This window comes from Caballeronia sp. GAFFF2 (assembly GCF_023631485.1).
Classification (GTDB): domain Bacteria; phylum Pseudomonadota; class Gammaproteobacteria; order Burkholderiales; family Burkholderiaceae; genus Caballeronia.
On the sequence record NZ_JALQDA010000034.1, the window covers coordinates 281,219 to 302,262 of the forward strand.

21 protein-coding genes are annotated in these 21,044 nt (G+C 59.5%); 4 read left to right on the forward strand and 17 right to left on the reverse strand.

Annotation, left to right across the window (positions count from 1 at the left end; all coding sequences use genetic code 11):
• Nucleotides 1-19: 19 nt before the first annotated feature.
• From NCT04_RS25965 to NCT04_RS25975, 3 genes are all read right to left on the reverse strand, one after another.
• The gene (locus NCT04_RS25965) at nucleotides 20-940 is read right to left on the reverse strand and encodes a CsgG/HfaB family protein (RefSeq protein WP_250468331.1); all 921 of its coding nucleotides are present in this window, start codon (nucleotides 938-940) and stop codon (nucleotides 20-22) included.
• 90 nt (nucleotides 941-1,030) lie between these two features.
• Nucleotides 1,031-1,471 carry a curli assembly protein CsgF gene (locus NCT04_RS25970; RefSeq protein WP_244832457.1) on the reverse strand — a complete coding sequence of 147 codons (441 nt, stop codon included), beginning with the start codon at nucleotides 1,469-1,471 and terminating at the stop codon, nucleotides 1,031-1,033.
• 70 nt (nucleotides 1,472-1,541) lie between these two features.
• Nucleotides 1,542-2,234: a CsgE family curli-type amyloid fiber assembly protein gene (locus tag NCT04_RS25975; RefSeq protein ID WP_250468332.1), complete on the reverse strand. Its 693-nt coding sequence runs from the start codon at nucleotides 2,232-2,234 to the stop codon at nucleotides 1,542-1,544.
• A 460-nt stretch (nucleotides 2,235-2,694) separates the two neighbouring features.
• On the opposite strand from NCT04_RS25975, the gene NCT04_RS25980 reads away from it, so the two are divergent.
• Entirely contained in the window at nucleotides 2,695-3,363 is a 669-nt protein-coding gene (locus NCT04_RS25980) for a helix-turn-helix transcriptional regulator (protein WP_250468333.1), read from the forward strand.
• Nucleotides 3,364-3,464: 101 nt separating this feature from the next.
• Here the strand turns inward: NCT04_RS25980 and NCT04_RS25985 are convergent, their stop codons facing one another.
• On the reverse strand, nucleotides 3,465-4,556 hold the full coding sequence (locus NCT04_RS25985; protein WP_244832454.1) for a lipopolysaccharide biosynthesis protein: 1,092 nt from the start codon (nucleotides 4,554-4,556) through the stop codon (nucleotides 3,465-3,467).
• 1,621 nt (nucleotides 4,557-6,177) lie between these two features.
• On the opposite strand from NCT04_RS25985, the gene NCT04_RS25990 reads away from it, so the two are divergent.
• Nucleotides 6,178-6,609, forward strand: a complete 432-nt coding sequence (locus NCT04_RS25990; RefSeq protein ID WP_250468334.1) for an NUDIX hydrolase — start codon at nucleotides 6,178-6,180, stop codon at nucleotides 6,607-6,609.
• A 1-nt stretch (nucleotide 6,610) separates the two neighbouring features.
• Here the strand turns inward: NCT04_RS25990 and NCT04_RS25995 are convergent, their stop codons facing one another.
• Together NCT04_RS25995 and NCT04_RS26000 are read right to left on the reverse strand one after the other, a co-directional pair.
• Nucleotides 6,611-8,155, reverse strand: coding sequence for an MFS transporter (locus NCT04_RS25995; RefSeq protein ID WP_250468335.1), 1,545 nt, complete (start codon nucleotides 8,153-8,155; stop codon nucleotides 6,611-6,613).
• 12 nt (nucleotides 8,156-8,167) lie between these two features.
• The gene (locus NCT04_RS26000) at nucleotides 8,168-8,548 is read right to left on the reverse strand and encodes a tautomerase family protein (protein ID WP_250468336.1); all 381 of its coding nucleotides are present in this window, start codon (nucleotides 8,546-8,548) and stop codon (nucleotides 8,168-8,170) included.
• A 125-nt stretch (nucleotides 8,549-8,673) separates the two neighbouring features.
• On the opposite strand from NCT04_RS26000, the gene NCT04_RS26005 reads away from it, so the two are divergent.
• Nucleotides 8,674-9,156 (forward strand): MarR family winged helix-turn-helix transcriptional regulator, encoded by a 483-nt coding sequence (locus NCT04_RS26005; RefSeq protein WP_244832450.1) that lies wholly within the window; start codon nucleotides 8,674-8,676, stop codon nucleotides 9,154-9,156.
• Between the two features lie 29 nt (nucleotides 9,157-9,185).
• Nucleotides 9,186-9,635 (forward strand): tautomerase family protein, encoded by a 450-nt coding sequence (locus tag NCT04_RS26010; protein ID WP_250468337.1) that lies wholly within the window; start codon nucleotides 9,186-9,188, stop codon nucleotides 9,633-9,635.
• A gap of 245 nt (nucleotides 9,636-9,880) precedes the next feature.
• On the opposite strand, the gene NCT04_RS26015 is transcribed toward NCT04_RS26010, so the two are convergent.
• The 11 genes from NCT04_RS26015 to NCT04_RS26065 all read right to left on the reverse strand — a co-directional run bounded on the left by NCT04_RS26015 (nucleotide 9,881) and on the right by NCT04_RS26065 (nucleotide 21,006).
• Nucleotides 9,881-10,360 carry a ribonuclease gene (locus tag NCT04_RS26015; protein ID WP_250468338.1) on the reverse strand — a complete coding sequence of 160 codons (480 nt, stop codon included), beginning with the start codon at nucleotides 10,358-10,360 and terminating at the stop codon, nucleotides 9,881-9,883.
• Nucleotides 10,361-10,625: 265 nt separating this feature from the next.
• Nucleotides 10,626-10,844, reverse strand: a complete 219-nt coding sequence (locus tag NCT04_RS26020) for a hypothetical protein (RefSeq protein WP_250468339.1) — start codon at nucleotides 10,842-10,844, stop codon at nucleotides 10,626-10,628.
• A gap of 143 nt (nucleotides 10,845-10,987) precedes the next feature.
• On the reverse strand, nucleotides 10,988-11,296 hold the full coding sequence (locus tag NCT04_RS26025; protein ID WP_250468340.1) for a hypothetical protein: 309 nt from the start codon (nucleotides 11,294-11,296) through the stop codon (nucleotides 10,988-10,990).
• Between the two features lie 97 nt (nucleotides 11,297-11,393).
• Entirely contained in the window at nucleotides 11,394-12,245 is an 852-nt protein-coding gene (locus NCT04_RS26030; protein ID WP_250468341.1) for an amidohydrolase family protein, read from the reverse strand.
• A gap of 25 nt (nucleotides 12,246-12,270) precedes the next feature.
• Nucleotides 12,271-13,911: a class I adenylate-forming enzyme family protein gene (locus NCT04_RS26035; RefSeq protein ID WP_250468342.1), complete on the reverse strand. Its 1,641-nt coding sequence runs from the start codon at nucleotides 13,909-13,911 to the stop codon at nucleotides 12,271-12,273.
• 57 nt (nucleotides 13,912-13,968) lie between these two features.
• Nucleotides 13,969-15,063, reverse strand: a complete 1,095-nt coding sequence (locus tag NCT04_RS26040; RefSeq protein WP_250468343.1) for an ABC transporter ATP-binding protein — start codon at nucleotides 15,061-15,063, stop codon at nucleotides 13,969-13,971.
• Between the two features lie 25 nt (nucleotides 15,064-15,088).
• Nucleotides 15,089-16,678 (reverse strand): phytoene desaturase family protein, encoded by a 1,590-nt coding sequence (locus NCT04_RS26045; RefSeq protein WP_250468344.1) that lies wholly within the window; start codon nucleotides 16,676-16,678, stop codon nucleotides 15,089-15,091.
• Between the two features lie 19 nt (nucleotides 16,679-16,697).
• Entirely contained in the window at nucleotides 16,698-17,549 is an 852-nt protein-coding gene (locus NCT04_RS26050; protein ID WP_250468345.1) for an ABC transporter permease, read from the reverse strand.
• Nucleotides 17,546-18,379 (reverse strand): ABC transporter permease, encoded by an 834-nt coding sequence (locus NCT04_RS26055; protein ID WP_250468346.1) that lies wholly within the window; start codon nucleotides 18,377-18,379, stop codon nucleotides 17,546-17,548. The genes NCT04_RS26050 and NCT04_RS26055 overlap by 4 nt, the downstream gene beginning before the upstream one ends.
• A 25-nt stretch (nucleotides 18,380-18,404) precedes the next feature.
• The gene (locus tag NCT04_RS26060; protein ID WP_250468347.1) at nucleotides 18,405-19,481 is read right to left on the reverse strand and encodes an ABC transporter substrate-binding protein; all 1,077 of its coding nucleotides are present in this window, start codon (nucleotides 19,479-19,481) and stop codon (nucleotides 18,405-18,407) included.
• A 31-nt stretch (nucleotides 19,482-19,512) separates the two neighbouring features.
• A complete protein-coding gene (locus NCT04_RS26065) occupies nucleotides 19,513-21,006 on the reverse strand; it encodes an aldehyde dehydrogenase (RefSeq protein WP_250468348.1) in 1,494 nt (497 codons plus the stop codon).
• Nucleotides 21,007-21,044 lie beyond the last annotated feature (38 nt).

The window sequence follows — 21,044 nt, forward strand, 5'->3', positions numbered from 1 at the left end:
CTAATCGCGTGCGCCGGAATCAACCGCCCGACGATGCCTTTTCCGGTTCGACCTTCGTCGGGTCATACGAGGTATTGACCTTGTCCATCTCCGCGACGTAGTTCTGGTTTTCCTGCAGATAACGCTGAACCGTCTGGTCGTACCAGTCCTTGTCGTCCTTGAGCGCCCACGTCTGGTTCTTCAGTCCCTGCACGATCAGATGAACCACTGCGGATTCGATCGCCTCCTTGACGCATAACTGCGCCGGCTCATTGCGCGTCAAGCCTGCTTCAGCCTGGAGCAGATCCTTGAAGCCAACGAACTTGTAGACGCCGACATCCACTTGATACGAATAGATGGTTTTGGTGGTCGAGACGCTATTCAGGATTTGCCCGTTGCGTATATCGACGGTGCGTAGATTCACGGTCACCTGATCCACGCGATATTGCTGCGAGCCGCTGATCCCGAGATACGCCACGCCGGCGCCGCCGGTCTTCACATTCGAGTCGTACGCCACGATCCCGCCTTCGAGGATGATGCTGGCCGGCGCCAACGCGCCGATCTGCGGAATGACGCGGTTCTTGTCGTCCGGTGTTTCGAGCGCGCGCATGATCTTGCGTTCGGTCAGCAGGTCCTGAAGATTCTCGCGCTCGACCGGCGTGAACCAGCCGGAATCGCGCATGGCGGCAACGAGGAACGACGCTCCCCCTTGCGTAACCTGCGATGAAAACGAACTGTCGGGCGACGGCTTGTACTGACCGGTCAGATCACGAAAGCCATAGACGGCAGCGAGCACGCGGCCCTTGGGCGGCGGCAGATGCACGAGGTCGCGGGTCACGCGCGTGGGCGGCGTGAGCGTCGCGTTGCCCGCCACATTCTGCGGCGATACCGCGCAGCCTGAGAGCGTGAGCACGGCGGCGCTGACGAGCGCGAGCGTTGCCCGGAGTGCGAATCGGTTCATGATATTCCCCGTGTCTTGCTGTTTCTTGTTGGTATCGATCTGGATGACGGCTGGTCGCAGCCCTCGCTCCAGCAATTGGCGTAGGCTGCGTTACTGGCCGCCGCTCACCACGAAAGTCGTTGAAGCACCCGAGGTCTTGTCGGTCGTCGTCACTTGCAGATTGCCGTTCGCTATCTGCGCGATGTTGATCGAGAAGTTGCCCGTGTTGATGGTGCCTGGCTTGAGCGATCCATCCGTGCCCACGATCGAACTCGTGACCGAACTCGCCACGCGTGACAGAATGGCCTGCTGCAACTGACTGTTGAATTGATCGAGCGTGGACTGCGAACTGGTCAGGCTCGCCAGACTCGGGTCCTGATGCTTGTTCTGTGCGGTCGCCTGATCCATGAGAACAGGACCATTCGCGGGATTCCCGCCGAAGGTCGGATTGATGGGCTCGTACACCAGCGGCGAGGCATACGCTCCGCCGATCAGTCCCGCGTTGGCAATGGCGGTAAGCAGTATCCGCGTGAAGGTCTTTTGGTTAGTCATCCCGATTTCCTCGAACTCTCTTTTATCGTTTGAATGCTGTCTTTGTCTTTCTGCTACCGTATGCCGCGACTTACATTTCATCCGATGCGAGATCGGCTTCATGAAACAGCAGGCGCGATATATCCGCCTGCAGCACTGTCTGCAACGCGCTCGCCGCCGCGCTTTCGGCAATAGGCCGCACGTTCGCCCGGGCAATAGGCAAGAACGCCTGAAACACACGACGCTGATCGTATTCGATCCAGACCAGACTGCCGTATCTTGCAGAGGGACGCTCATGGACCGACACGTTATAGCGTTCGCTCATCGGCATCTGCGTCCATGCCTGAGCAAAAAAGTTATAGAAGTCTTCGCCTACCAGCGTCACCGCGTCGTTGGTAACGATCCCGCCAAGCGTATCCACGAGTGGAGATCTGGCATCCGGCTTGGCGGGCAATGTGTTGCTGCCCGTGATCGTCGACTGGCGGCTGACCGTCGCACTGTCGGTGAGTGCAGGCGACGCCGCTTGCGGCCGGACCCTCGTAAGCGGACTCGGCGTCGGCGGGTTCGGCAGCGTGACGAGCGCACGTGCTTCATTACCCGAAGCGGAGCCATGAGCGCTCGACGGCGAATCGGCGTCCTGCGCGCCTTGAGCATATGCCGCGTTATCGACCATGTTGCCGAGTAGCGCGGCCGTGGTCACGAACGTCATCGACGCGACCCAGAACTGCGGCATGCGCCACGCGCCCTTCGTCGAGATCCTGTTTGCATCGCCATCGTGTCGCATACAAGCCTCTCGTCGTCATTCCTGCAGACTTCGTTTGCCGAAGCGATGCAGTGGTATGGAACGCATTCTGGCGGATGGCGATGGCGGATGTCGATGGGTCAAATGAACACCTTTCGCTGCCATGAAACTTCCGCGACTCGTGTCGCGGGGAACACGTTACGGTGTTACGAGAACGCACGTGCGGCGGGCGTTTGAGACGCTCGTTCGGTTGAGGCGATCGCCCTTAAAAGCCGCTGCGCAAACGTTAGCGACCGAAAACTGGACGTTCGTGACTGAAACAATTTTGGTCCGCCTGGTTCAAATTCGTGCGGATTTCAACTAGCAGTGAGCGGCTTTTGGAGACCTCTTGTCCAACAAGGCTTCGCAGGATTTGGCATACAAATTGCCTCTGCCTGGTCGATGCAAAAGTGCCAACGTGATGGCTCCAAAGCCGGCCTAAAAAAACACCGAAGGGGATGAAATGCTGGAATGTATCGTGGCATCGGAGATGAACGTCGCGGTTTCGATCAACGCGCAGGAAGCGATGTCGGACGCTCGGACGGTCAAGGCCGTCGCGCTCGAAAGCAGCGATGCCGCAGCGCTGGTCGATTATCTGTTCAACGAAGAGACCACGGTCGTCGCCGTCGATGCCGATCTGAACGTCATGTGCAAGATGTCGAACGCGTTGGCCCTACTTGGCGACCAGGGTGGTCTTGCTATCCGCGATGGACAGCTCATGCATCTGAACCCGAAGGCCTACGAAGGACTCAAGTCGAGCGTGGCGAAGACGCTGGCTCGCGGTCAGTGCAGCACGATCGTCGTGACTGGAGCTTGGGGACATGCGTGGCATATCGTAATCACGCGCGCGGACGACCTTGTACTTTCCTCACGGCCGCGAGCGGTATTGCGCATTGAGCGCCGTCATATTTTTCGCCGGCCGGAGGTAGCGACACTACAAAGTGTGTTGGGCTTATCGCAGGCTGAAGCGCGGATGCTGTGCGAGTTGATCTGCGGTCACAGCGTCAATGAATGCGCAGCGATTCTTGACTTGTCGATTGCGACCGTACGTAAGCACCTTGCCGCAACGCTCAAGAAAACGTCCTGCTCGCGTCAGTCGGAATTGATGCGGCTAGCGAGCATCGTGACGTAACGTGCGCCCTGGTGAACGTTGACCATCGGTTGAATGGGAACGGGCCTCAACGCTTACCGAAACAAGAAAAGAAAGAGCCCGAAGGCCCTTTCTGACTCGCTTTACTTCGGGTGACTTGCAATGAAACTCTTGACTGCGGTGAAGGCAGGCTTTTGCGTCTTGCCATCGCTCGTCATGAGGCCGTATGCGCCTTCGCTGTCGTCGTACATTTCGAAAGCCTGAATCGACTGGATGTTGTACTTTGCCGCGTTGTTGTAAAACTGCTGCATCATCAAGCTGCCGGTGAAGTACGACGCGATTGCCGAGTACGTACCGTAGGTCGGACGCACACCGTACTCGTTGATCCAGACCGGCTTGCCAAACGAGTTCAGCACGCCGAGGATGTCATGGCAACCTGTGTTGCCGCAAGCGTGGGTCATGTCGCCCTGGTCCGAGTACCAGTGCCATGCCGTGATGTCCCAGCTGACAGTCGGGTGACCATGCGTGCCGTCCGGCTGCGAGCCGTCCGCAAGCATCTGAAAGAACGCGGTGTGCTTCCACGTGCCGTCGACGATGATCTTCGCCGAGCTATTAACCGACTTCACGCCCGCGATCATGCCGCGAATCAACCCGCGTGCGACCGTGAACGGCTGATTGCTGTAATGGTTCCAGACGTTGCCGTCGTAGTTGCCAGAGAGCGTGTTTGCTTCGAGCTCATTGCCGACTTCGTAGTACGTGTAGTTGTACGTCTGCGCCGTCTGCTGGCCCATCGTGTAGCCCGCGTTATAGGCGGCCTGCTCGCTGTTGTAGTTCAGGCCCAGCAGCATCACCGGATAAACCTGTACGCCGCCTGCCGCAAACTGCTTTGCGACCGTGGCGAGAACTTTCGCCGATGCCTGGCTGTACACGTCGTTACGGTAAATCTTCACACCGAGATTTTGGAGTTGCGAAAGCTGCGTTGCGTACGACGTGGTGTCATACGCGCCGCCGTTCGTGATGTGGCCGTTTGCGCCGTAGAAAATGGAACTGGTGGTTGCGGCCTTTTCGGTCGATTGCGGCGTGGCGGCAGACTTGTCGACTGCGGCATCGACTGCGCTTTCGCCGCCGCCACCGCAAGCTGCTAGCAACGTGGAAGCGACCAGAGCAGTGGCAAGCGCTGCGGCTTTAGTTTTCGACAGAACTTTCAGGAAATGGGATGACTGATTTTCATTCATGTTAGTTTGCATACCTAATTGCCGGGCTAGCGCCCGCACATGTTTAAAAGGTTGCCGGCACTTCCGCCGACAGCTAGCACACAGTTCGCTAGTTGCGAGGTTTGCCGTTGCACCACGTCGACTTCGCGACGAGTCACGGCTTTCCGCGGCTTGCTTTGTACTCAGCACGTAAGCAAACGATTGCTTCGATACTGCAGGAACTGCCGATCGAAGCTACCGAACGTAAGACACAAGAAACCGCGTTAGATGTAGCAACTATTACCGCTTTCGGCTGTACGAGTTCTTGCTTAAAGCAAGATGTGCCGAATTGGTGAGAACGGAAGCAAGGTTATCGTCTTATGAGATGACTGTAAATGTGAAATTAAGAAAAAAATGCGTTAAGTTTTCCTGACAGTGAAACATATACCGATTGATATGACGTTTCCATTTCGAAAGGATGGCGGCGGTTTCAGGGGTACAAAAATTGGACACAGTTGGTCTTAAAGGCGTTGTGCGACATTCCGCAATCGTTGGATCGACGCGTAGCCCGTTAGAACGGTAGAGAGCGCACAGGGCGTAGGCGCTAGCGTCGAGTCGCGAGACGTTGCCATGTGTGATGGAATCGACGCGACAGGCCGACGAGTTTTGCTAGCGCAAGCTGCTTAGAGGATCGCTAAAGACAGCGACCCTTATCGCACTTCTTAGGGGCAGAAATTCGGCCGGGCCATTTGCGAAAGCCGGTAATCTCAGGCTCTCAACCGTCCGCAACGGCTAGAGCGTTACTCTAGAAGCAAAGCGCGATGTCCCCTGTCATCCCGATGCTCGAAAGCTGGGTAACAAAGTTGACTAAGCGATACTTCTTAGCGGCCTCTCGATAACATCGCGAAGCATCGTGATGGCAAAAGGCAAAGTGGAATCGCATGCGCTATGCATGCTGAATGGATGACCCGCATTAAAGGGCCGTTCGAGGCTCGACATGCAGGGAGCGCAATCCTCGGGAAACCGGTGAACATCGCTGCAAACGTGATATCTCGTCATGCAAACGCGATGCCGGAGTTCTCTCCCGGCCGGGTGCGCCTGAATCGTTGGCGCGCCGCCTTCCTGCGACCCGATCACGAATCGGTGAGGATGCGAGAACTCCGCCACGCTCATCAAAGCCCGAATTCACTGCCACCGCAGATACGGCTCACCAAAGCCTGCGGCCATGACCGGACCCCACGAGGTGCCGCTATCGAACAACATGCCAACGATTGGCGACAAAGGGCGTGATGAACAAAGCGTCGACCGTGATTTCATGCTGTCGTCACTCGCAAGGAGCTTAACGCCGACGCGGATTCGATCGTGTCGAGTCACAGAGCCGGCGCGACGGTTTAGCACGCTGATTTGGATTCCCAACTTTTTAATTCGCGCTTCATTGGCAGGGCTGCTTTGTGCGCTCGCTTCGGGAAATACTGAGAGGATGAGTTCCAACATAGTGCACGCCGGATCAGGATTCAACCGAAGTCGCCGTCGAGGCTCGACGCAATCAGCCTGATTCATCGCCGCCAATATTAATAAGCCGCCTCGCGGTTTAAACTTGCGCTCGCCGCTTCGCGACGTAGGATCGCGAACCGAACATCAGCTTCTTCCACGGTGCACAAAGATGAGCCGAATGCAAAGCGTTGTCGACGTACATGTCCTGTTCAAGAACGACAATAACGAATATCTCTTCATCCAGCGCGCAAGTACTGGCCATAGAGACGGTCAGTATTCGCTGGTCGCCGGTCATCTCGAACCTGGGGAATCCATCGAGGAATGCGCGATCCGCGAGTCGAAGGAAGAAGCCGGCGTGAGCATCGCGCCAGGTTCATTCGACTTCACGTTGGTGATGCGACGCGATTCGGAACAGAACCGAATAAGCTTCTTTTTGACATGTCGTTCTTGGGAAGGCGTCCTTGCGAACATGGAGCCGCACAAGTGTTCTGCGTTTGTTTGGGCGCCGCTGGACCATCCGCCTGAGCCGACCGTCGACTACATAGCCCGTGCGCTTGAAAATATTCGCAACGGCGTGATACTGGCTGATTTCAAGCCTTGATTCAGCGTGCTAAAGTCGGCGGTGTCTCAGCCGGATTCACGAGGCGCCAAGTCAACGCTGCCGACAACAACATGAACAATGCAGCCACGACGAACAGCGCTTGATACCCTTTGGCGAAGCTAATCCCACCGAGTGCATGCAACGCGGCATCGCTCCAGCCTGGCAAGGTTGCGCTCTGAAGATGCCCTGCAGTGATATCCACTACGAGATGAAGGCGCTGCTGCAAATCGACGGATGACATCGAATTCGTAATGGCATTTTGGACACGCGCAAACATCACCGCGCCGAGCATCGCGATTCCGATGACGAGTCCGGTAAAACGCGTCGTGCCCGACACACCCGACGCCATGCCGGATCGCTCCTTTGGGATCACGGTCATCGAAACCTTGGTCGTCTCGCCGTTGAGCATGCCCGCGCCGATGCCCGTCACGACCATGCCTACGATAAGAGGCGCATAAGCAAGCATGGTCACGACCGCCGCGAAACAGACGAGCCCGATGCACACCGTAAGCAACCCGAGCGTAAGCACAGCGCGCCCTGTCAGGCGATGCGCGAGATGACGCGACACAAGACGCGGCACGATAAAGAGTGGCCCGACCATCGGCAGCATCATGAGACCCGCACTCGCCGATGTCGCGCCGAGACCGCTTTGCAGAAAGATCGGCACGAACGTCAGCATCGTGAGCATGCCGATGGAAAACGCAAACTGCGCGAGCGTCGCACCGAGAAACGTTCGATTGCGGAAGTACGATAGATCGAGCATCGGCCGTGTCTGACGTCGCTCGACGATGACGAACAACACGAACAGCACGCCAGCGCCCACGAATTCAGCGATGATCCAGCGATCATGCCAGCCGCGCCGATTGCCTTCGATAAGCGCAAGCGTCGTTAGAAAGAGCGCCGTTCCGAAGCATGCGACGCCTGGCAGGTCGAGTCGCATCGAGTGTGGATCGCGCGACGATTCGATCACGCGCAAGATCAACGCAAGCAATACGACGCCTATCGGCACGTTGACATAGAACGCCCATTGCCAGCCGAACGCCTGCGTGATGAGTCCACCGACCACCGGACCGCTCGCGATCCCGATGCCCACTACGGTGCCCCAAAACGCGAACGCTCGCGCCCGTGCTTCGCCGTGGAATGCGTGCGACAAGGTGGCGAGTGCGGCGCTCAATTGCATGGCCGCGCCCGCGCCTTGCAACGCGCGCGCGGCTATCAACATCGGCAAGTTCCACGCGGACCCGCATAGCAGCGATGCGAAGGTGAACAACATCAGCCCTGTAACGAGCAAGCGCTTGCGTCCGAAGCGGTCGGCGAGCGCGCCTGCTGGCATCAACAGCGACGCGAAGCTCAACATGTACGCCGTGATCACCCACTCGATGCCCGCGAAATCCGCATGCAGCGAGCGCGCAATGGAGGGCAGCGACACGGACACGATGTTCGCATCGAGTTGCAGCATGAAGGACGGCGCCGAGGTGCAGATGAGCACGAGCCACTCATGCCGCTTCGTCGCGGCGTCCGGTCTGCTTGCGAGTGAGCGATCCATGTGGCGCGCTCCTCAAACCGCGTATTGCGCTATGCCGCTGCCGAACGACCAGTTCTCTTTCTTCACTTCGACCAGGTTGATGAAGACGTTCTCAGGCCGTATGCCCGGCGCTGTCGAGAGTCCCTCGGCAATCGCGCGGTAGAGCGCTTTCTTTTGATCGGTGCTACGTCCTTCGTTCCACGTGATTTGGATGATGACGAGGTCGTCGTCGCGCGCAATGCCAAGATACGTCGGATCGAACATGAAGTTGGCGTCTTCATGCTCGTTGATGACCTGGAAGCGGTCGTTCTGTGGCACACCGACACTGAGCATCGCTTCATAAACGACGAGGCCGATCTGCTGGCGATAGTCGGCATCCTTTCCCTTCTTCAAGTCGATACGAACAAACGGCATGATGGAGCTCCATTGATGAGGACCGGTGCGGCAAATTATCAGCATATGCTTGCAATCTGTCAATTGCCTGCATATGCTGATAATGGAATAATCACTCTGCAGGAAACTTCGCAGAGGAATGAGTGATGGCAACGAAAATGGCGGCAAAGAATGTGAATCGCGGGCGACCCGGTTGCAGTTGCACCGCACTGCGCAAGGCCACGCGACGTATTTCACAACTCTATGACGCGGCAATATCGCCAAGCGGCCTGAAAATCACGCAGCGCGCGGTGCTCGCTCAGATCGGGCGATCGGAGCCGACCAACGTCGGCAAGCTCGCTGCAGCGCTGGTAATGGATTCGGGCGCGCTCGCGCATACGCTCAAGCCGCTTGAGCGTGACGGCTTCATCTCACTCGAGGTGAACCCTGACGACAGGCGGCATAAATCGATTGGTCTCACGCCCGAAGGACGCGAGAAGCTCGCTGAATCCGACGTTCTGTGGCGCAAGGCGCAAGCTATCTTCGATTCATCATTGGGCCGCGCCGAAGCCGAAGCACTGCGCGGCGTGCTGGACAAGCTCTTATCGGATGAATTTGCGGAGCGCTTCGAAAAGGACATGCAACGCTAGCGGATAAACGCTAACCAGGGAGACGCCCTATGCCGACTTACCTCGTATCTGTCACGGACGGACTGCTTTCCGATGACGCGAAAGCAAACATCGCGCGCGAAATCACCCGAGCGCATAGTCAAGCCACGGGTGCGCAAACTTTCTTCGCGCAGGTCATGTTCAGCGCGATTTCACGAGGCGCTCATTTCATGGGCGGTAAGCGGATCGATACGAATCAGATCTTCGTGCATGGACACATTCGCGCAGGAAGAACGCCTGAGCAGAAGGCCAGGTTGCTTGCCGATATCGTGGAATCCCTTCATCGAATCTCGAAGTTGGAAAAGCGTTTTTTATGGGTTTATCTCTCCGAGTTGCCGCCTGCGAACATGATCGAATATGGACAAGTCTTGCCTCGGCCTGGAACTGAACAACAGTGGCTTGACGGGCTGCCGGAGGCAGATCGCGCCTATTTGCTAGGGCTTGCGGGCGCACAGGACTGATCGTCGACTCACGCCCTTCGATTATGTTGGCGGGTCATACGAAATTATTGTCTACGACTTGCCTCAAGAATCACTTACGCTCCTCGATATGGATGGGGATGCCATCCAACGCTTCAACCCATCTAACGTATGACAATAACATTCCCCACCGCCATTACCAACGTCGAGCAGCGCGCCTAAGAACCGCTAAGAAGCAATCGAGGTCCTCTAAAAAAGCGCCCCAGCGCATTGCCGCTTTTTCCAAATCAATCTGCAATACGCTTGAAACTGACGTAGTAATCTTCAGTGTAATAGCAGTCGTTAGTCTGTTTGCGCTGTCCACCGCACACGATGCGTCGTTGCCCGCGATCCGTCGCGCCCGGCGTGCGCACGGTATAGGCGCGGTAGTAGCCACGCGGATGCTGCGGCAGCATTGCGGCGCTATTGCGGAACATGACACCGTCCTCGGCGAAGGGGAACGGACCACCGGCCTTGATCAGACGCAGTGTCTCAGTCGCCTCGCCTGGCAATTGCGCTTTGGTGATAGCGGTGACGGCGGCTGGCGCGCTGTGTTCCTGCGTGGCCGATGCGGCTTGCGTACCGCTCGCGACCTGTCCGGGTTGGACTGGCGCCTGACTCGCTGATGCGCCCGCATCTGGAGTCGCGCTTCGCGATCCGTCTTTGTTGCATGCGCAGAGGATTGCGCTCAAGGTAAAAATGCAGCAGAAAGCCAGAGTTCGCTTCACGAAGTTGTTGTCCCCGGATTGACCAGCATTCGATTACTGCAAGCGGTTCAAGAATAGCGCTAGTAGCAGCCTGAGGCAATGTTCGCGCGTTGTCGACGAAACCGCACCAACGATGCTTTAAGAACTCAACCAGGAAGCGCAAACGAAAACGGCCTAAAGGCGCAGGTATCGCGCCTTTAAGCCGCACTTTGAATACTCCGTCACCTCGTTCGATCGTTTCAACCCTGAACCACTGCCGAACGAAGCGAATTCGACACCCTAAAGCTTAGGGCTTCGGTGCCGACGACGGGATCGGGGCAGCCTTCGTCGTGTTCTTGTGATGCTTGCGGTGATGCTTTTTAGTCTTGGTTCCACTTGCGGGCTGCGCGGCGTCGGCCGTCGTGGCAGCCGGAGCTGCAGGGGCTACGGCAGGCGCCGAAGCCTGTGCGAATACACCAACGGAAAACAAAGCGGCGATCGATGCGGCAACGAGTTGCTTTTTCATGGCGGTCAGGCCCTTCGTGGTTGTTTAACAGTGTCGCGGCTTAAGTACCGCGAGTACTTGCTTAACGCCTCGCCACGCTGTGTGTTGACACGCATCGAAAAAAAATTTCCGGTCCTTGTTGGAAGACATCCCTGACAAGCCAGCTACTTAATTTCCTTCAATGTTGTAAGGTCTACCACGCCATTCTGACTGGTAAACGCAGGGCCATGCCCTGCGCTACTTCCTTGCGACACCCCGCTAATGCGATGGTCCGCGCTGTCATAAGTCTTTAACGTGCCGTTGTCTTCGATTAAAAGTCGCTTCGCATCCGCAAAGAAGGCGTAGCGCAGACCGTTCTGTGCACCACTCGTTTGCGGCTCGCCGAGATTGTCCGGCCACCAATGTTCCATCGGCTTCATGGGCTCCATCGGTTGCATCGGCGTCATGGGTTTCATGGGCTTCATCGGTTCCATCGTGTTCCTCGTGAGTTGAGCGCTGGTTTGAAGGTCAGACGACGTTCAATGTCAGCAACACGCGTACCGCCTTTCATTGATTCACGACGCGGGCGCTTTAGCCCCCAAGAAACTGCACCGCATTGTTGCAGAGCCAATCCTCGCGAACCTGATCCGCCATCCCAAGCGCATCGAACTCGTGCAAAGCCTTGTCGACCGGCATCATCGGGAACGCGGACCCGAAGATCATGCGCTTCTTAAGCACTGTCTTGCCGTATTGCAAAAGCGGCTCGTAACCCGAGTGCGCGGTGGCAAGTAGCTTCGGCCGCACAGCCACGGTGCCTATCCATACATTCGGATGCCGCCACGCCACCGCAAGCAGTTCATGCACCCACGGCCATCCCGGCGGCGAAGCGCATACCCGCAACGCGGGCAACGACATCATCACGCGGTCGAGCGCGGCAGGATGGCCATGCATCATCGAGGTATGCGTCGAGAAGTTCGTGCCGCAATGAATATTCACCGGCACGTCCAATTCGACACATTTGCGATAAAGCGGAAACAGCAAGGGATCGTCGATAGCCAACTTATGCTCGAAGCCCTGCACATTCAACCCACGCAGACCGAGTTCGCGCACCGCCGTCTCGAACTCCGCGACCGCCGCATCGCCTTTATGCGGATCGACGCCTGCAAAGCCGATGTAGCGCTCGCCATGCGTGTGACAAAACGCAGCCACGTGCTCGTTCGCTATCTTCACGCCGAACGTGCTGGTGAGATCGCGCGCCTTCAACACGACATATCGCGCTTTCAGTCGCTCGTAAGTCGCGAGATAGTCGTCGAGTGGATCGACACCATTCGCACTCGCGACTTGACGCTCCGTACCCTCGTACACGCGCCGATAATTCGCCAGATGACTGACAGGACCGTCGAACTGCAACGACGGAGGACGGCTCGAAAAGTCCACGAACATGGGCAGCTCCGGCAAGCGTCTGGCGTTACCGCCAACGCGACTCCTGACGATCGAAGGTATCGACGAACGGATCGGTTGTCTCGGCAATCAGGCGTTTTTTCGCGATCTTGCGCGAAGGCGTACGCGGAAAATCGCCGACGATATATTGCAGATAACGCGGCACCTTGAACGACGCGAGATGCAGCGCGCAATGCTCGAACACCGCCGCGGGCGGAACGTCGCTATGCGTGAGTCCTTCGCGCAACTTGAGGTACGCCTTCACTTCCTCGCGACGCAGCGGATCGGGCACCGGCACGACTGCGGCTTCATCGATCGCATGCATGCTGCGTAGAACGGTCTCGACTTCGGTTGCCGAGACATTCTCGCCCGAGCGCTTGATCATCTCCTTGATGCGTCCCACGATGAAATAAAAGCCCTTTGCATCGCGTCGAAACAGATCGCCCGTGCGAAACCAGTCGCCATCGAAACTCTCGGCGTTGGCCTCTGGACGCTTGTAGTAGCCCCATAAAATGCCGCGCCCGCGAATCCAGAGTTCACCGACTTCATCCATATCGGCGATACTGCCGTCATCGCGACGAACCTGCAGTTCACGAAACGGGGCAGGCAGACCGCAAGTGCGTTCGAGCGCCTCTTTATGGGCCCACGCGGGCACGAGTGCGCCCGTTCCTACTTCGGTCATGCCGAAGCCTTCGCGGGCAATCACGTTGAAGCGCGCCTGCACTTCTTTGCGCGCGCTTCTGGTCCATCCGTAGATGCTCACATACTTCAGGCATACATCGGCGTCGCGTTCGCTCTGTGGATGCGCGCTCAAGGCAGGCTCGGGAAAGATGCAGTAGTGAATCCGATAATCGATGAGCCACGACATGAAGCGCGTGAGGCTCATGCGCTCGGCAATGTACGCGGTGCCACCGAGCTTAAGCGTCATCAGGAACTGCCACATCGGGTCCATGTAGAAGAACGGCGCCCAGATCAACACGTTCTCGATGCCCGCTTCGGGGCCGCGCCTGTTACGCGCCGCACCGTGGCAATGAATCATCCAGTAATCGTGAGTCAGCATGCAGCCCTTCGGAAAGCCCGTCGTGCCTGAGGTGTATTGCAGATTCAACAGGTCGTTGCGCGACACTGTTCCGGGCGCATTGAACATGACGCTGCCCGCATCGAGCAAAGCCTGCCATTGCAGCGGATGCTCGCTCTCGCCGCACACGATCACACGTTCCCATGCAAGCAGTGCGGGCAGCGTGGGCGCATCGGCGAGACGCGGTAGAAATTCGGCGTCGATCACGAGGTACTGCACGTCGGCATCGGTAAGGACGAACATCATTTCGTCCTGCGTGTAGGCGGTGTTCACGGGCACCATGACCGCGCCGATACGGCCCAGCGCGATCCACGAGATGGGAAACTCGGGCGTGTTCTTCAACATCAGTCCAACGTGACAGCCCTTGCGAATACCGCGCCTAACAAATGAATCGGCAAGCTGCGAAGCCGCGCGATCGATTTGCGCATACGTCATCTCGATACCGCGATCGAACCACACCGCAGCGGTCTTGTCGCCATATAGCGCGGCCTGTTCGCGCACGAAATCTCCGAGCGATTCAGGCAATGCGAGTTGCTCCTGACGCTTTCGACGGACGAGTTCGTCCGCCACGGTCGGCGACTGTGTCTTCATACATGCTCTCCACGAAATTCGAAACCTCGCACGGCGAGGCGCGCCTGTCGCGCGTATTTAGTCTTGAAGAATGATCTGGCAATCCTCCGGCGCCCAGTCGACGAGCACCGGCGCGCCGCGCTCATGTTCGGCGCGCCGCCGTGTTCCCTGTTGCTGCACGACGATCTGCGTATCGTCGGCAAGACGCACGTGATGACGCACGACGCTGCCGAGCGTGATCGAGTCTTCGAGCGTGCCGGAATGACAAATGCCATCGACAGCATGATCGTCAGGCGGCCGATGCGCGGACGTCATTCGCACGCTTTCCGGTCGCACCAGTAGCTTCACGGCCGCACCGCGCGACATCGTCTGCGATGCCGTCGCGGCGCGCAGCATGCCAAGCGGAGTCGACACGACCACATGCGTCCCGATGTCGTCCTGCACGGTGCCCGAGATCAGATTGGCCGTGCCGATAAAGCTCGCCGCGAACGCCGTGCGCGGCGAACGATACAGCTCGTCGGGTGTCGCGATCTGTTCGACGCGCCCCTGATTCATGAGCACGATGCGGTCCGACATCGAAAGCGCCTCGTCCTGATCGTGCGTGACGTTAAGCATCGTGATGCCGAGTTCCGCATGCAGCCGGCGAATCTCGAGTTGCATCTGTTCGCGCAGCTTCTTGTCGAGTGCGCCGAGCGGTTCATCGAGCAAGATCAACGCCGGGTTATAGACGATGCAACGCGCAAGCGACACACGTTGCTGCTGGCCACCCGACAGTTCCTTCGGCTTGCGCATCGCGATGTCGGGCAAGCGCACCATGTCGAGCACGTCCCTTACCTTGCGGCGAATCTTGTCCTTCGGCATCTTGCGCACGCGCAGCGGGAACGCAATGTTGTCGAACACGGTCATGTGCGGCATCAGCGCATAGTTCTGGAACACCATGCCGAGTCCGCGGGCACTCGGCGGCGCGTTCGTGATGTCGACGCCGCGCACGAAAATCTGCCCGGACGATGGCGTGACCATTCCCGCTATCACGTTGAGCAGCGTAGTCTTGCCCGAGCCGCTAGGGCCGAGCAGCGTGACGAACTCGCCTTGCTTCACGCTGAAGTCGAGCGGCGCGAGCGCCTGCACTTCGCCGTAGCGCCGCGAGACCTGCTTCAGTTCGATCATGTTCATCGTCGGATTCCGTGAATGATGCCGCTCAGTGACGCTCGCTGCGCATCACGACTTGCGCCGCGTTGTGGCCAGGCACGCCCGTCACGCCGCCGCCCGGATGCACGGATGCCCCGCATTGATAGAGTCCCTTCACCGGTGTGCGATAGTCCGCGGCGCCCTGCACCGGCCGCCTGAAGAAGATCTGATCCGCGCTCAGTTCACCGTGATGCACATGACCGCCCGGCAGCGCGAAGATGCGCTCCAGATCGGCGGGCGAAAGCACTTGCGCATCGTCGATGCAGTCGCGAATATCGGGCGCATGCAACACAAGCGTATCGAGCACGATATGAAAGAGACGTTTGCGCTGCGTGTCCCATGTTCCTTCGCGTAACGTATAAGGCGCATGCTGGCCGAAGATGCTCATCAGATGCTTGCCCGCAGGCGCGACGCTTGGGTCCATCACGCTTGGCGTCAACACGACGAGCGGCGGTCGCGGCGATATCTCGCCGTACTTGGATGCATCCCACGCGCGTTCGAGATACTCCACCGAAGGTCCGATACGAACTTGCGCCGGATAAGCAAAACCCGCTGCATTGGAATCGAAATCCGTGAAAGTGGGCAGGCGTCGCAACGCGAGATTCACTTTGAAAGCGGTGGAACGGTCGCGTATTTGCGCGACACGCGCGAGAAATTCAGGCGGCACGTGATCCGCATCGACGAGTTGCTGAAACAGGATCTTGGTCGCCACGTTCGATATGACGCAGCCCGCTTCGATCGATTCGCCCGATGCGAGCCGCACGCCCGTCGCTCGTCCGCCGCTTATCTCTACCGACGCCACCGGCGCATTGCAACGCACCTCCATGCCATGCGCCCGCCCCGATGCCGCGATGGCTTCGGAGATGGAACCCATGCCGCCGCGCACGAAGCCCGCCGGCCCCTCGTTCGTGGTGTGATCGCGAATGAAGCCGCGCAGCAACACATACGCCGAGCCGGGCGAGCAGATGCTCGTGGCCGCTCCGCCGCACGAGGCGTAGAAGCCCAGCGCCGCGATCATCTGATCGGACTCGAACCAGCGCGACAGGTAATCGCGCGCGCTCAACGTGAGTACGTCGTACAAGTCGTAGAACTGCTCGCCCATATCGCGGAAACGCCAGGCGAATCCAAGCAAACGCCCGCGCGCGCCGAGCGCGGCATCGGCGGGATCGGGCGGAATCTCCCAGAGCATCTCGGCGACGACCTTGCCGAGCCGAGCCATATGCGCGCGATACTTACCGTATGCATCGGCATCGGCGCGGCTAAAGCGCGCGATATCCGCATGAAGCCGTTCGCCTTCCCCGCGAAACACGAGACTCTTGCCATCGCCATAGAGATGCAGCATGGGCGGCGGCACGACGATCTCGTAACCGTACTTCGCAAGCTCGAGTTCGCGGATGATACGCGGCTGCAACAACGCCATCGTGTAGGACGCGGTCGATACGCGATACCCCGGCCACACCGCTTCGCTGACGGCCGCGCCGCCTGCGAGTTCGCGCCGTTCAAGCAGACATACCTTGAAGCCCTTGCGCGCGAGATAAGCACCGCACACGAGGCCGTTGTGTCCTGCGCCGATGATCACCGCGTCGTACCTGTTCGCCATGTTGGTCTCTAGTTCAAGATTAGTCGGCGGACGCGTCGCGCCGTTGCAAAGCCATGATGCCGATGCACACCAGAAGCGATATCAGCGTGAGCAGCGTCGAAACGGCGGCGAGCACCGGCGATACTTCCCAGCGGATCGCGCTGTACATCTTGACCGGCAATGTCGTGGTCTGCGGTCCCGAGATGAAGTACGCGACCACCACTTCGTCGAATGACAGAAGGAACGCGAACAGCACGCTCACGGCCACCGACGCGCGTATCTGCGGCAACACCACTTGAAAGAAGATGCGCACGCGGCTTGCGCCCATGAGAAGCGCGACGGCTTCGAGCGATGCATCCGCGTGACGCAAGCCCGAGCCCACCGCAATGATCACGAACGGAACGACGAGCACGGCATGCGCGAGCGCAAGTCCCCATACCGTGTTGACGAGCGAGAGCATCGAGAACTGCTTATACACGCCAAGACCGAGCACGACGACGGGCACGAGCATGGGCGTGATGGCGAAGGTTTCGAGTACGCGCTTGCCTGGAAACCGGCCGCGTGCAAGCGCATAAGCGCCTGGCACACCGGCCGCTATCGAGATTACCGATGCCAGCAGCGCGACCATCACGCTCGTCACACACGCGCCCCACCATGCCGGATCGGCGAAGAACTGCCGGAATAGCGCAAGCGAGAGGGTCTTCGGCGGAAACGTCAGTTCGCTGCCGCCGCCGAACGAAATCGGCACGATCACGAGGCTTGGCAGCAGCAGGAACAAATAGCCGCACCATCCGCCGATGGAACCGAGCACGCGCATGAATACACGCGAGTCGCGGCGCTTCGGTTCGGGCTTGACGAATTCGTTGCTGACACGCGTTGCGGTATCCATCATGCGAGCGCCTCCGTGCCGCGCTGAACACGTCCGAGCACCGCGATCAGCGCCCCGGACAGCACGAGCAGCATCACCGCGATGGAAGCGGCCAGCGTCCAGTCGAGCGTCTGCCGCGTGTAGAAGTCGATGAGGTTGGCGAGCATCATGTCCCGCGGTCCGCCGAGCAACGCGGGCGTGATGTACATGCCCATGGAGAGCGTGAGGCACATGAGAACGCCTGCGAACACGCCGGGCATCGACAAAGGCAACGTGATGCGCGCGAAGATCATCGCGGGACCTGCGCCCATGAGTTCGGCGGCGAACTTGAGGTTGCGGTTCTGCGTGGTGAGGCTCGTGAGAATGGGCAGCACCATGAACGGCAGAAGATAGTTGGTCATTCCTATCACGACGCCAGTGCGGTTGAACATGAGGTCGGGATGCCATGTATCGCCACTCAACCATCCCGCGAGCTTCGCGACGATCCCCGCGCTGCCTAGCACGACGGTGAAGGCATAACTCTTCACGAGCACGCTGGTCCAGAACGGCAACATCACCATCACGAGATACGGCGCGCGCTTCGACATGGGCATGCGGGCGAGATGCAGCGCGACGATATACCCAAGCACGAGACTCATCGCCGTGGCGAGTGCGCTGATGATCATCGTGTTGCCGAGCACGCGATGTATGAGCGCGCTCGTCAGCACCTGTTCGTAGCCGCGCAGCGTGAACGCGTGTTCGTAGATGCTCGACCAGCCGACTACGCCGAGCGGCCACAAGAAGAACACCGCGAGCAGGCCGTAGAGCGGCAGCAGCATCACGACGACGGCCTTCAGGTTCAGCGTGTAACTCATCGCGCGCCCCTTGTTTTACGCTACTTTATGTCAGCATCCAGGTCGTGAAGCGGTTTTGCAACGCGTCGTAGTGATCGCCCCACCACGTGTCGTTGATGATCACGCTGTTCGGATCGTGCATGTCCGGCATGCGCGCCTTGGCGGCGGCGGATACGAGCGGCATGGCCTGCACCGCGTTCGGCGCGAACTCGACCATCTCGCAGAATGCGGCCTGGCGGTCGGGGCGCAGACAGAACGCCACGTATTGCATGGCAGCTTGCGTGTTCTTGCCGTACTTCGGCACCGCGAGATATTCGAGGCTGTTGAGCGTCTGCTTCATCGACATCTGCACCGACGTACCCGCTCTTTGCGCGGGCAAAACGCGGCTCAGATACGTGTACGTGAAATCGAGTTCGTTACTCGCGATAAGCGTCACCGTCTCCGGCGTCGTCTCGATCCACTTGCGCACACCCGGCTTGATGCGGTCCATCGCCGCAAAGGCGCGTTCGACATCGAGCGGGTAGAGCTTGTCGGGCGCGACGCCATCCGCGAGCAACGCCATCTCCAGGTTCTCGCTCACCCGTGGGCGCAAACCCCGACGACCCGGAAACGCTTTTACATCCCAGAACTCCGCGTAGGTCGTCGGATGCTTGCTGCCGCGCTTCGGGTCGAAGCCGATCCCGCCCGCATACGAATACGTGCCGACGAAGTCCGCGCCCGTCTTCGTGATGAGGCCATCGGTCTTGACGATAGCCGGGTCCAGTTTCTCCCACATGCCCTGACGCGAACCCGCGACGATCTGCGGTCCAATGCTGTCGAACACATCCCACGACACATTCTTCGATTCGACCTGCACCTTCATGCGCGCGAGATCCGCGCTGTTGACGAGATTCACCGCGATGCCCGTCTCTTTCGCAAAGGGTTCGGCGAACGAGGCACGCACCGCCGCTTCATAGGCGCCGCCCCAGCATGTCACGCTGATGCTCTTTGCCTGCGCACGCACAATGGCCGGTGCGCCGAGCAGCGCGGTGCCGGCGAGCGCGCCGGCTTGCAGCAGGAAGGTGCGTCGTGAAGGCGACGGACTGGTCGATACGGTTTCGGCTTGGGATAGTGGCGCGTTCATGTCGGTCTCCATGCGAGGTCGGGGCACTGCTTCATCCAGCGATCCAGATCGCCTTCCAGTCCATGTATTTGTCGAAGGCGTGCATCGACTTGTCGCGGCCGAATCCGGATTGCTTGAAGCCGCCGAAGGGCGAGGACATGGTGCCGCGATCGAAGCAATTGACCCACACCACGCCCGCCTTCAATTGACGCGAGACCTGCTGCGCCCGCGCGATGTTCGAGGTCCACACCGCGGCGGCGAGGCCGTAGATCGTGTCGTTGGCGACGCGCACCGCTTCCTCCGGCGACTCGACCGTGATCGCTGACAGCACCGGCCCGAATATCTCCTCGCGCGCGATACGCATGTCGTTGCTCACGCGATCGAACACGGTCGGCTCGATGAAGTAGCCGCCCGATTCCGGCCGCGCGGTACGCCCGCCAGCGATGACACGCGCGCCATCGGCACGACCCGCATCGATATACGACATGACCGACTCGTGCTGTGCCTGGCTCACGATCGCACCCATCTTCGTGGCGGGATCGAGCGGGTCGCCGGGCACGAGATCCCGCGCGATGGTCGCGACTTTCTCCAGCAGTTCATCGCGTACCGCCGCGTGTACGATCAGCCGCGAACCCGCGTTGCACACCTGTCCGCTATTGGCGAAGATACCGGCCGCCACGGCGCGCGCGGCGGCGTCGAGATCGGGGCAATCGTCGAGCACGATATGCGGGCTCTTGCCGCCGCATTCGAGCCCAATGCGCTTGATATTCGACTGACCCGAGTACTGCATGAACAACTTGCCGACAGCGGTCGACCCGGTGAAGCCGACGGCATCGACATCCATGTGCAGACCGAGCGCGCGCCCCGCCGTTTCACCGAAGCCCGGCACGACGTTGAGCACGCCAGGCGGCAAACCCGCTTCGGCCGCGAGCGCGGCGATACGAATCGCGCTTAGCGGCGATTGCTCCGCGGGCTTGAGGATCACCGAGTTGCCTGCGGCGAGTGCGGGGCCGAGCTTCCAGCTTGCCATCGAGAGCGGATAGTTCCACGGCACCACGGCCGCGACCACGCCGAGCGGCTCGCGCACGATCATGGTGGTCACGTCGGGTGCGGCGGGCGCGGTTTCGCCATAGAGCTTGTCGATGGCCTCGCCATACCACTGGATGCAGGTGGCCGAACTCATGATGTCGCCGTTGTAGGCATTGGTGATCGGCTTGCCGACATCGAGCGATTCGAGCAGCGCCAGCTCTTCGCGATGCGCCATGATCAAGCCCGCGAATTTGAGCATGACGGCTTTGCGTTCGGCAGGTGCGGCGCGCGACCAGACGCCGGATTCGAAGGCGCGTCGCGCGCTTCTGACCGCGACGTCCACGTCTTCCGTTCCGCATTCGGCGACTGCGGCGATGGTGCGGCCCGTGGCCGGGTCGATGGTCGCAAAGAGCTTGCCGGAGAGCGCGTTCACATAGCGCCCGTCGATAAACGCGCGGCCCTCGGGCCGGATTTCTTGCGCGCGGGCGCGCCACACCGATGCGTCGGGAATGCTCACTGCAAAGCTCCTTGAGTTGGGTCGATTGCCTGCGTGCC

Coding starts and splice junctions, on each gene's coding strand:
- NCT04_RS25965 (WP_250468331.1), bottom strand. CDS start 940: ATGAACCGATTCGCACTCCGGGCAACGCTCGCGCTCGTCAGCGCCGCC.
- NCT04_RS25970 (WP_244832457.1), bottom strand. CDS start 1,471: ATGACTAACCAAAAGACCTTCACGCGGATACTGCTTACCGCCATTGCC.
- NCT04_RS25975 (WP_250468332.1), bottom strand. CDS start 2,234: ATGCGACACGATGGCGATGCAAACAGGATCTCGACGAAGGGCGCGTGG.
- NCT04_RS25980 (WP_250468333.1), top strand. CDS start 2,695: ATGCTGGAATGTATCGTGGCATCGGAGATGAACGTCGCGGTTTCGATC.
- NCT04_RS25985 (WP_244832454.1), bottom strand. CDS start 4,556: ATGAATGAAAATCAGTCATCCCATTTCCTGAAAGTTCTGTCGAAAACT.
- NCT04_RS25990 (WP_250468334.1), top strand. CDS start 6,178: ATGAGCCGAATGCAAAGCGTTGTCGACGTACATGTCCTGTTCAAGAAC.
- NCT04_RS25995 (WP_250468335.1), bottom strand. CDS start 8,155: ATGGATCGCTCACTCGCAAGCAGACCGGACGCCGCGACGAAGCGGCAT.
- NCT04_RS26000 (WP_250468336.1), bottom strand. CDS start 8,548: ATGCCGTTTGTTCGTATCGACTTGAAGAAGGGAAAGGATGCCGACTAT.
- NCT04_RS26005 (WP_244832450.1), top strand. CDS start 8,674: ATGGCAACGAAAATGGCGGCAAAGAATGTGAATCGCGGGCGACCCGGT.
- NCT04_RS26010 (WP_250468337.1), top strand. CDS start 9,186: ATGCCGACTTACCTCGTATCTGTCACGGACGGACTGCTTTCCGATGAC.
- NCT04_RS26020 (WP_250468339.1), bottom strand. CDS start 10,844: ATGAAAAAGCAACTCGTTGCCGCATCGATCGCCGCTTTGTTTTCCGTT.
- NCT04_RS26025 (WP_250468340.1), bottom strand. CDS start 11,296: ATGGAACCGATGAAGCCCATGAAACCCATGACGCCGATGCAACCGATG.
- NCT04_RS26030 (WP_250468341.1), bottom strand. CDS start 12,245: ATGTTCGTGGACTTTTCGAGCCGTCCTCCGTCGTTGCAGTTCGACGGT.
- NCT04_RS26035 (WP_250468342.1), bottom strand. CDS start 13,911: ATGAAGACACAGTCGCCGACCGTGGCGGACGAACTCGTCCGTCGAAAG.
- NCT04_RS26040 (WP_250468343.1), bottom strand. CDS start 15,063: ATGAACATGATCGAACTGAAGCAGGTCTCGCGGCGCTACGGCGAAGTG.
- NCT04_RS26045 (WP_250468344.1), bottom strand. CDS start 16,678: ATGGCGAACAGGTACGACGCGGTGATCATCGGCGCAGGACACAACGGC.
- NCT04_RS26050 (WP_250468345.1), bottom strand. CDS start 17,549: ATGATGGATACCGCAACGCGTGTCAGCAACGAATTCGTCAAGCCCGAA.
- NCT04_RS26055 (WP_250468346.1), bottom strand. CDS start 18,379: ATGAGTTACACGCTGAACCTGAAGGCCGTCGTCGTGATGCTGCTGCCG.
- NCT04_RS26060 (WP_250468347.1), bottom strand. CDS start 19,481: ATGAACGCGCCACTATCCCAAGCCGAAACCGTATCGACCAGTCCGTCG.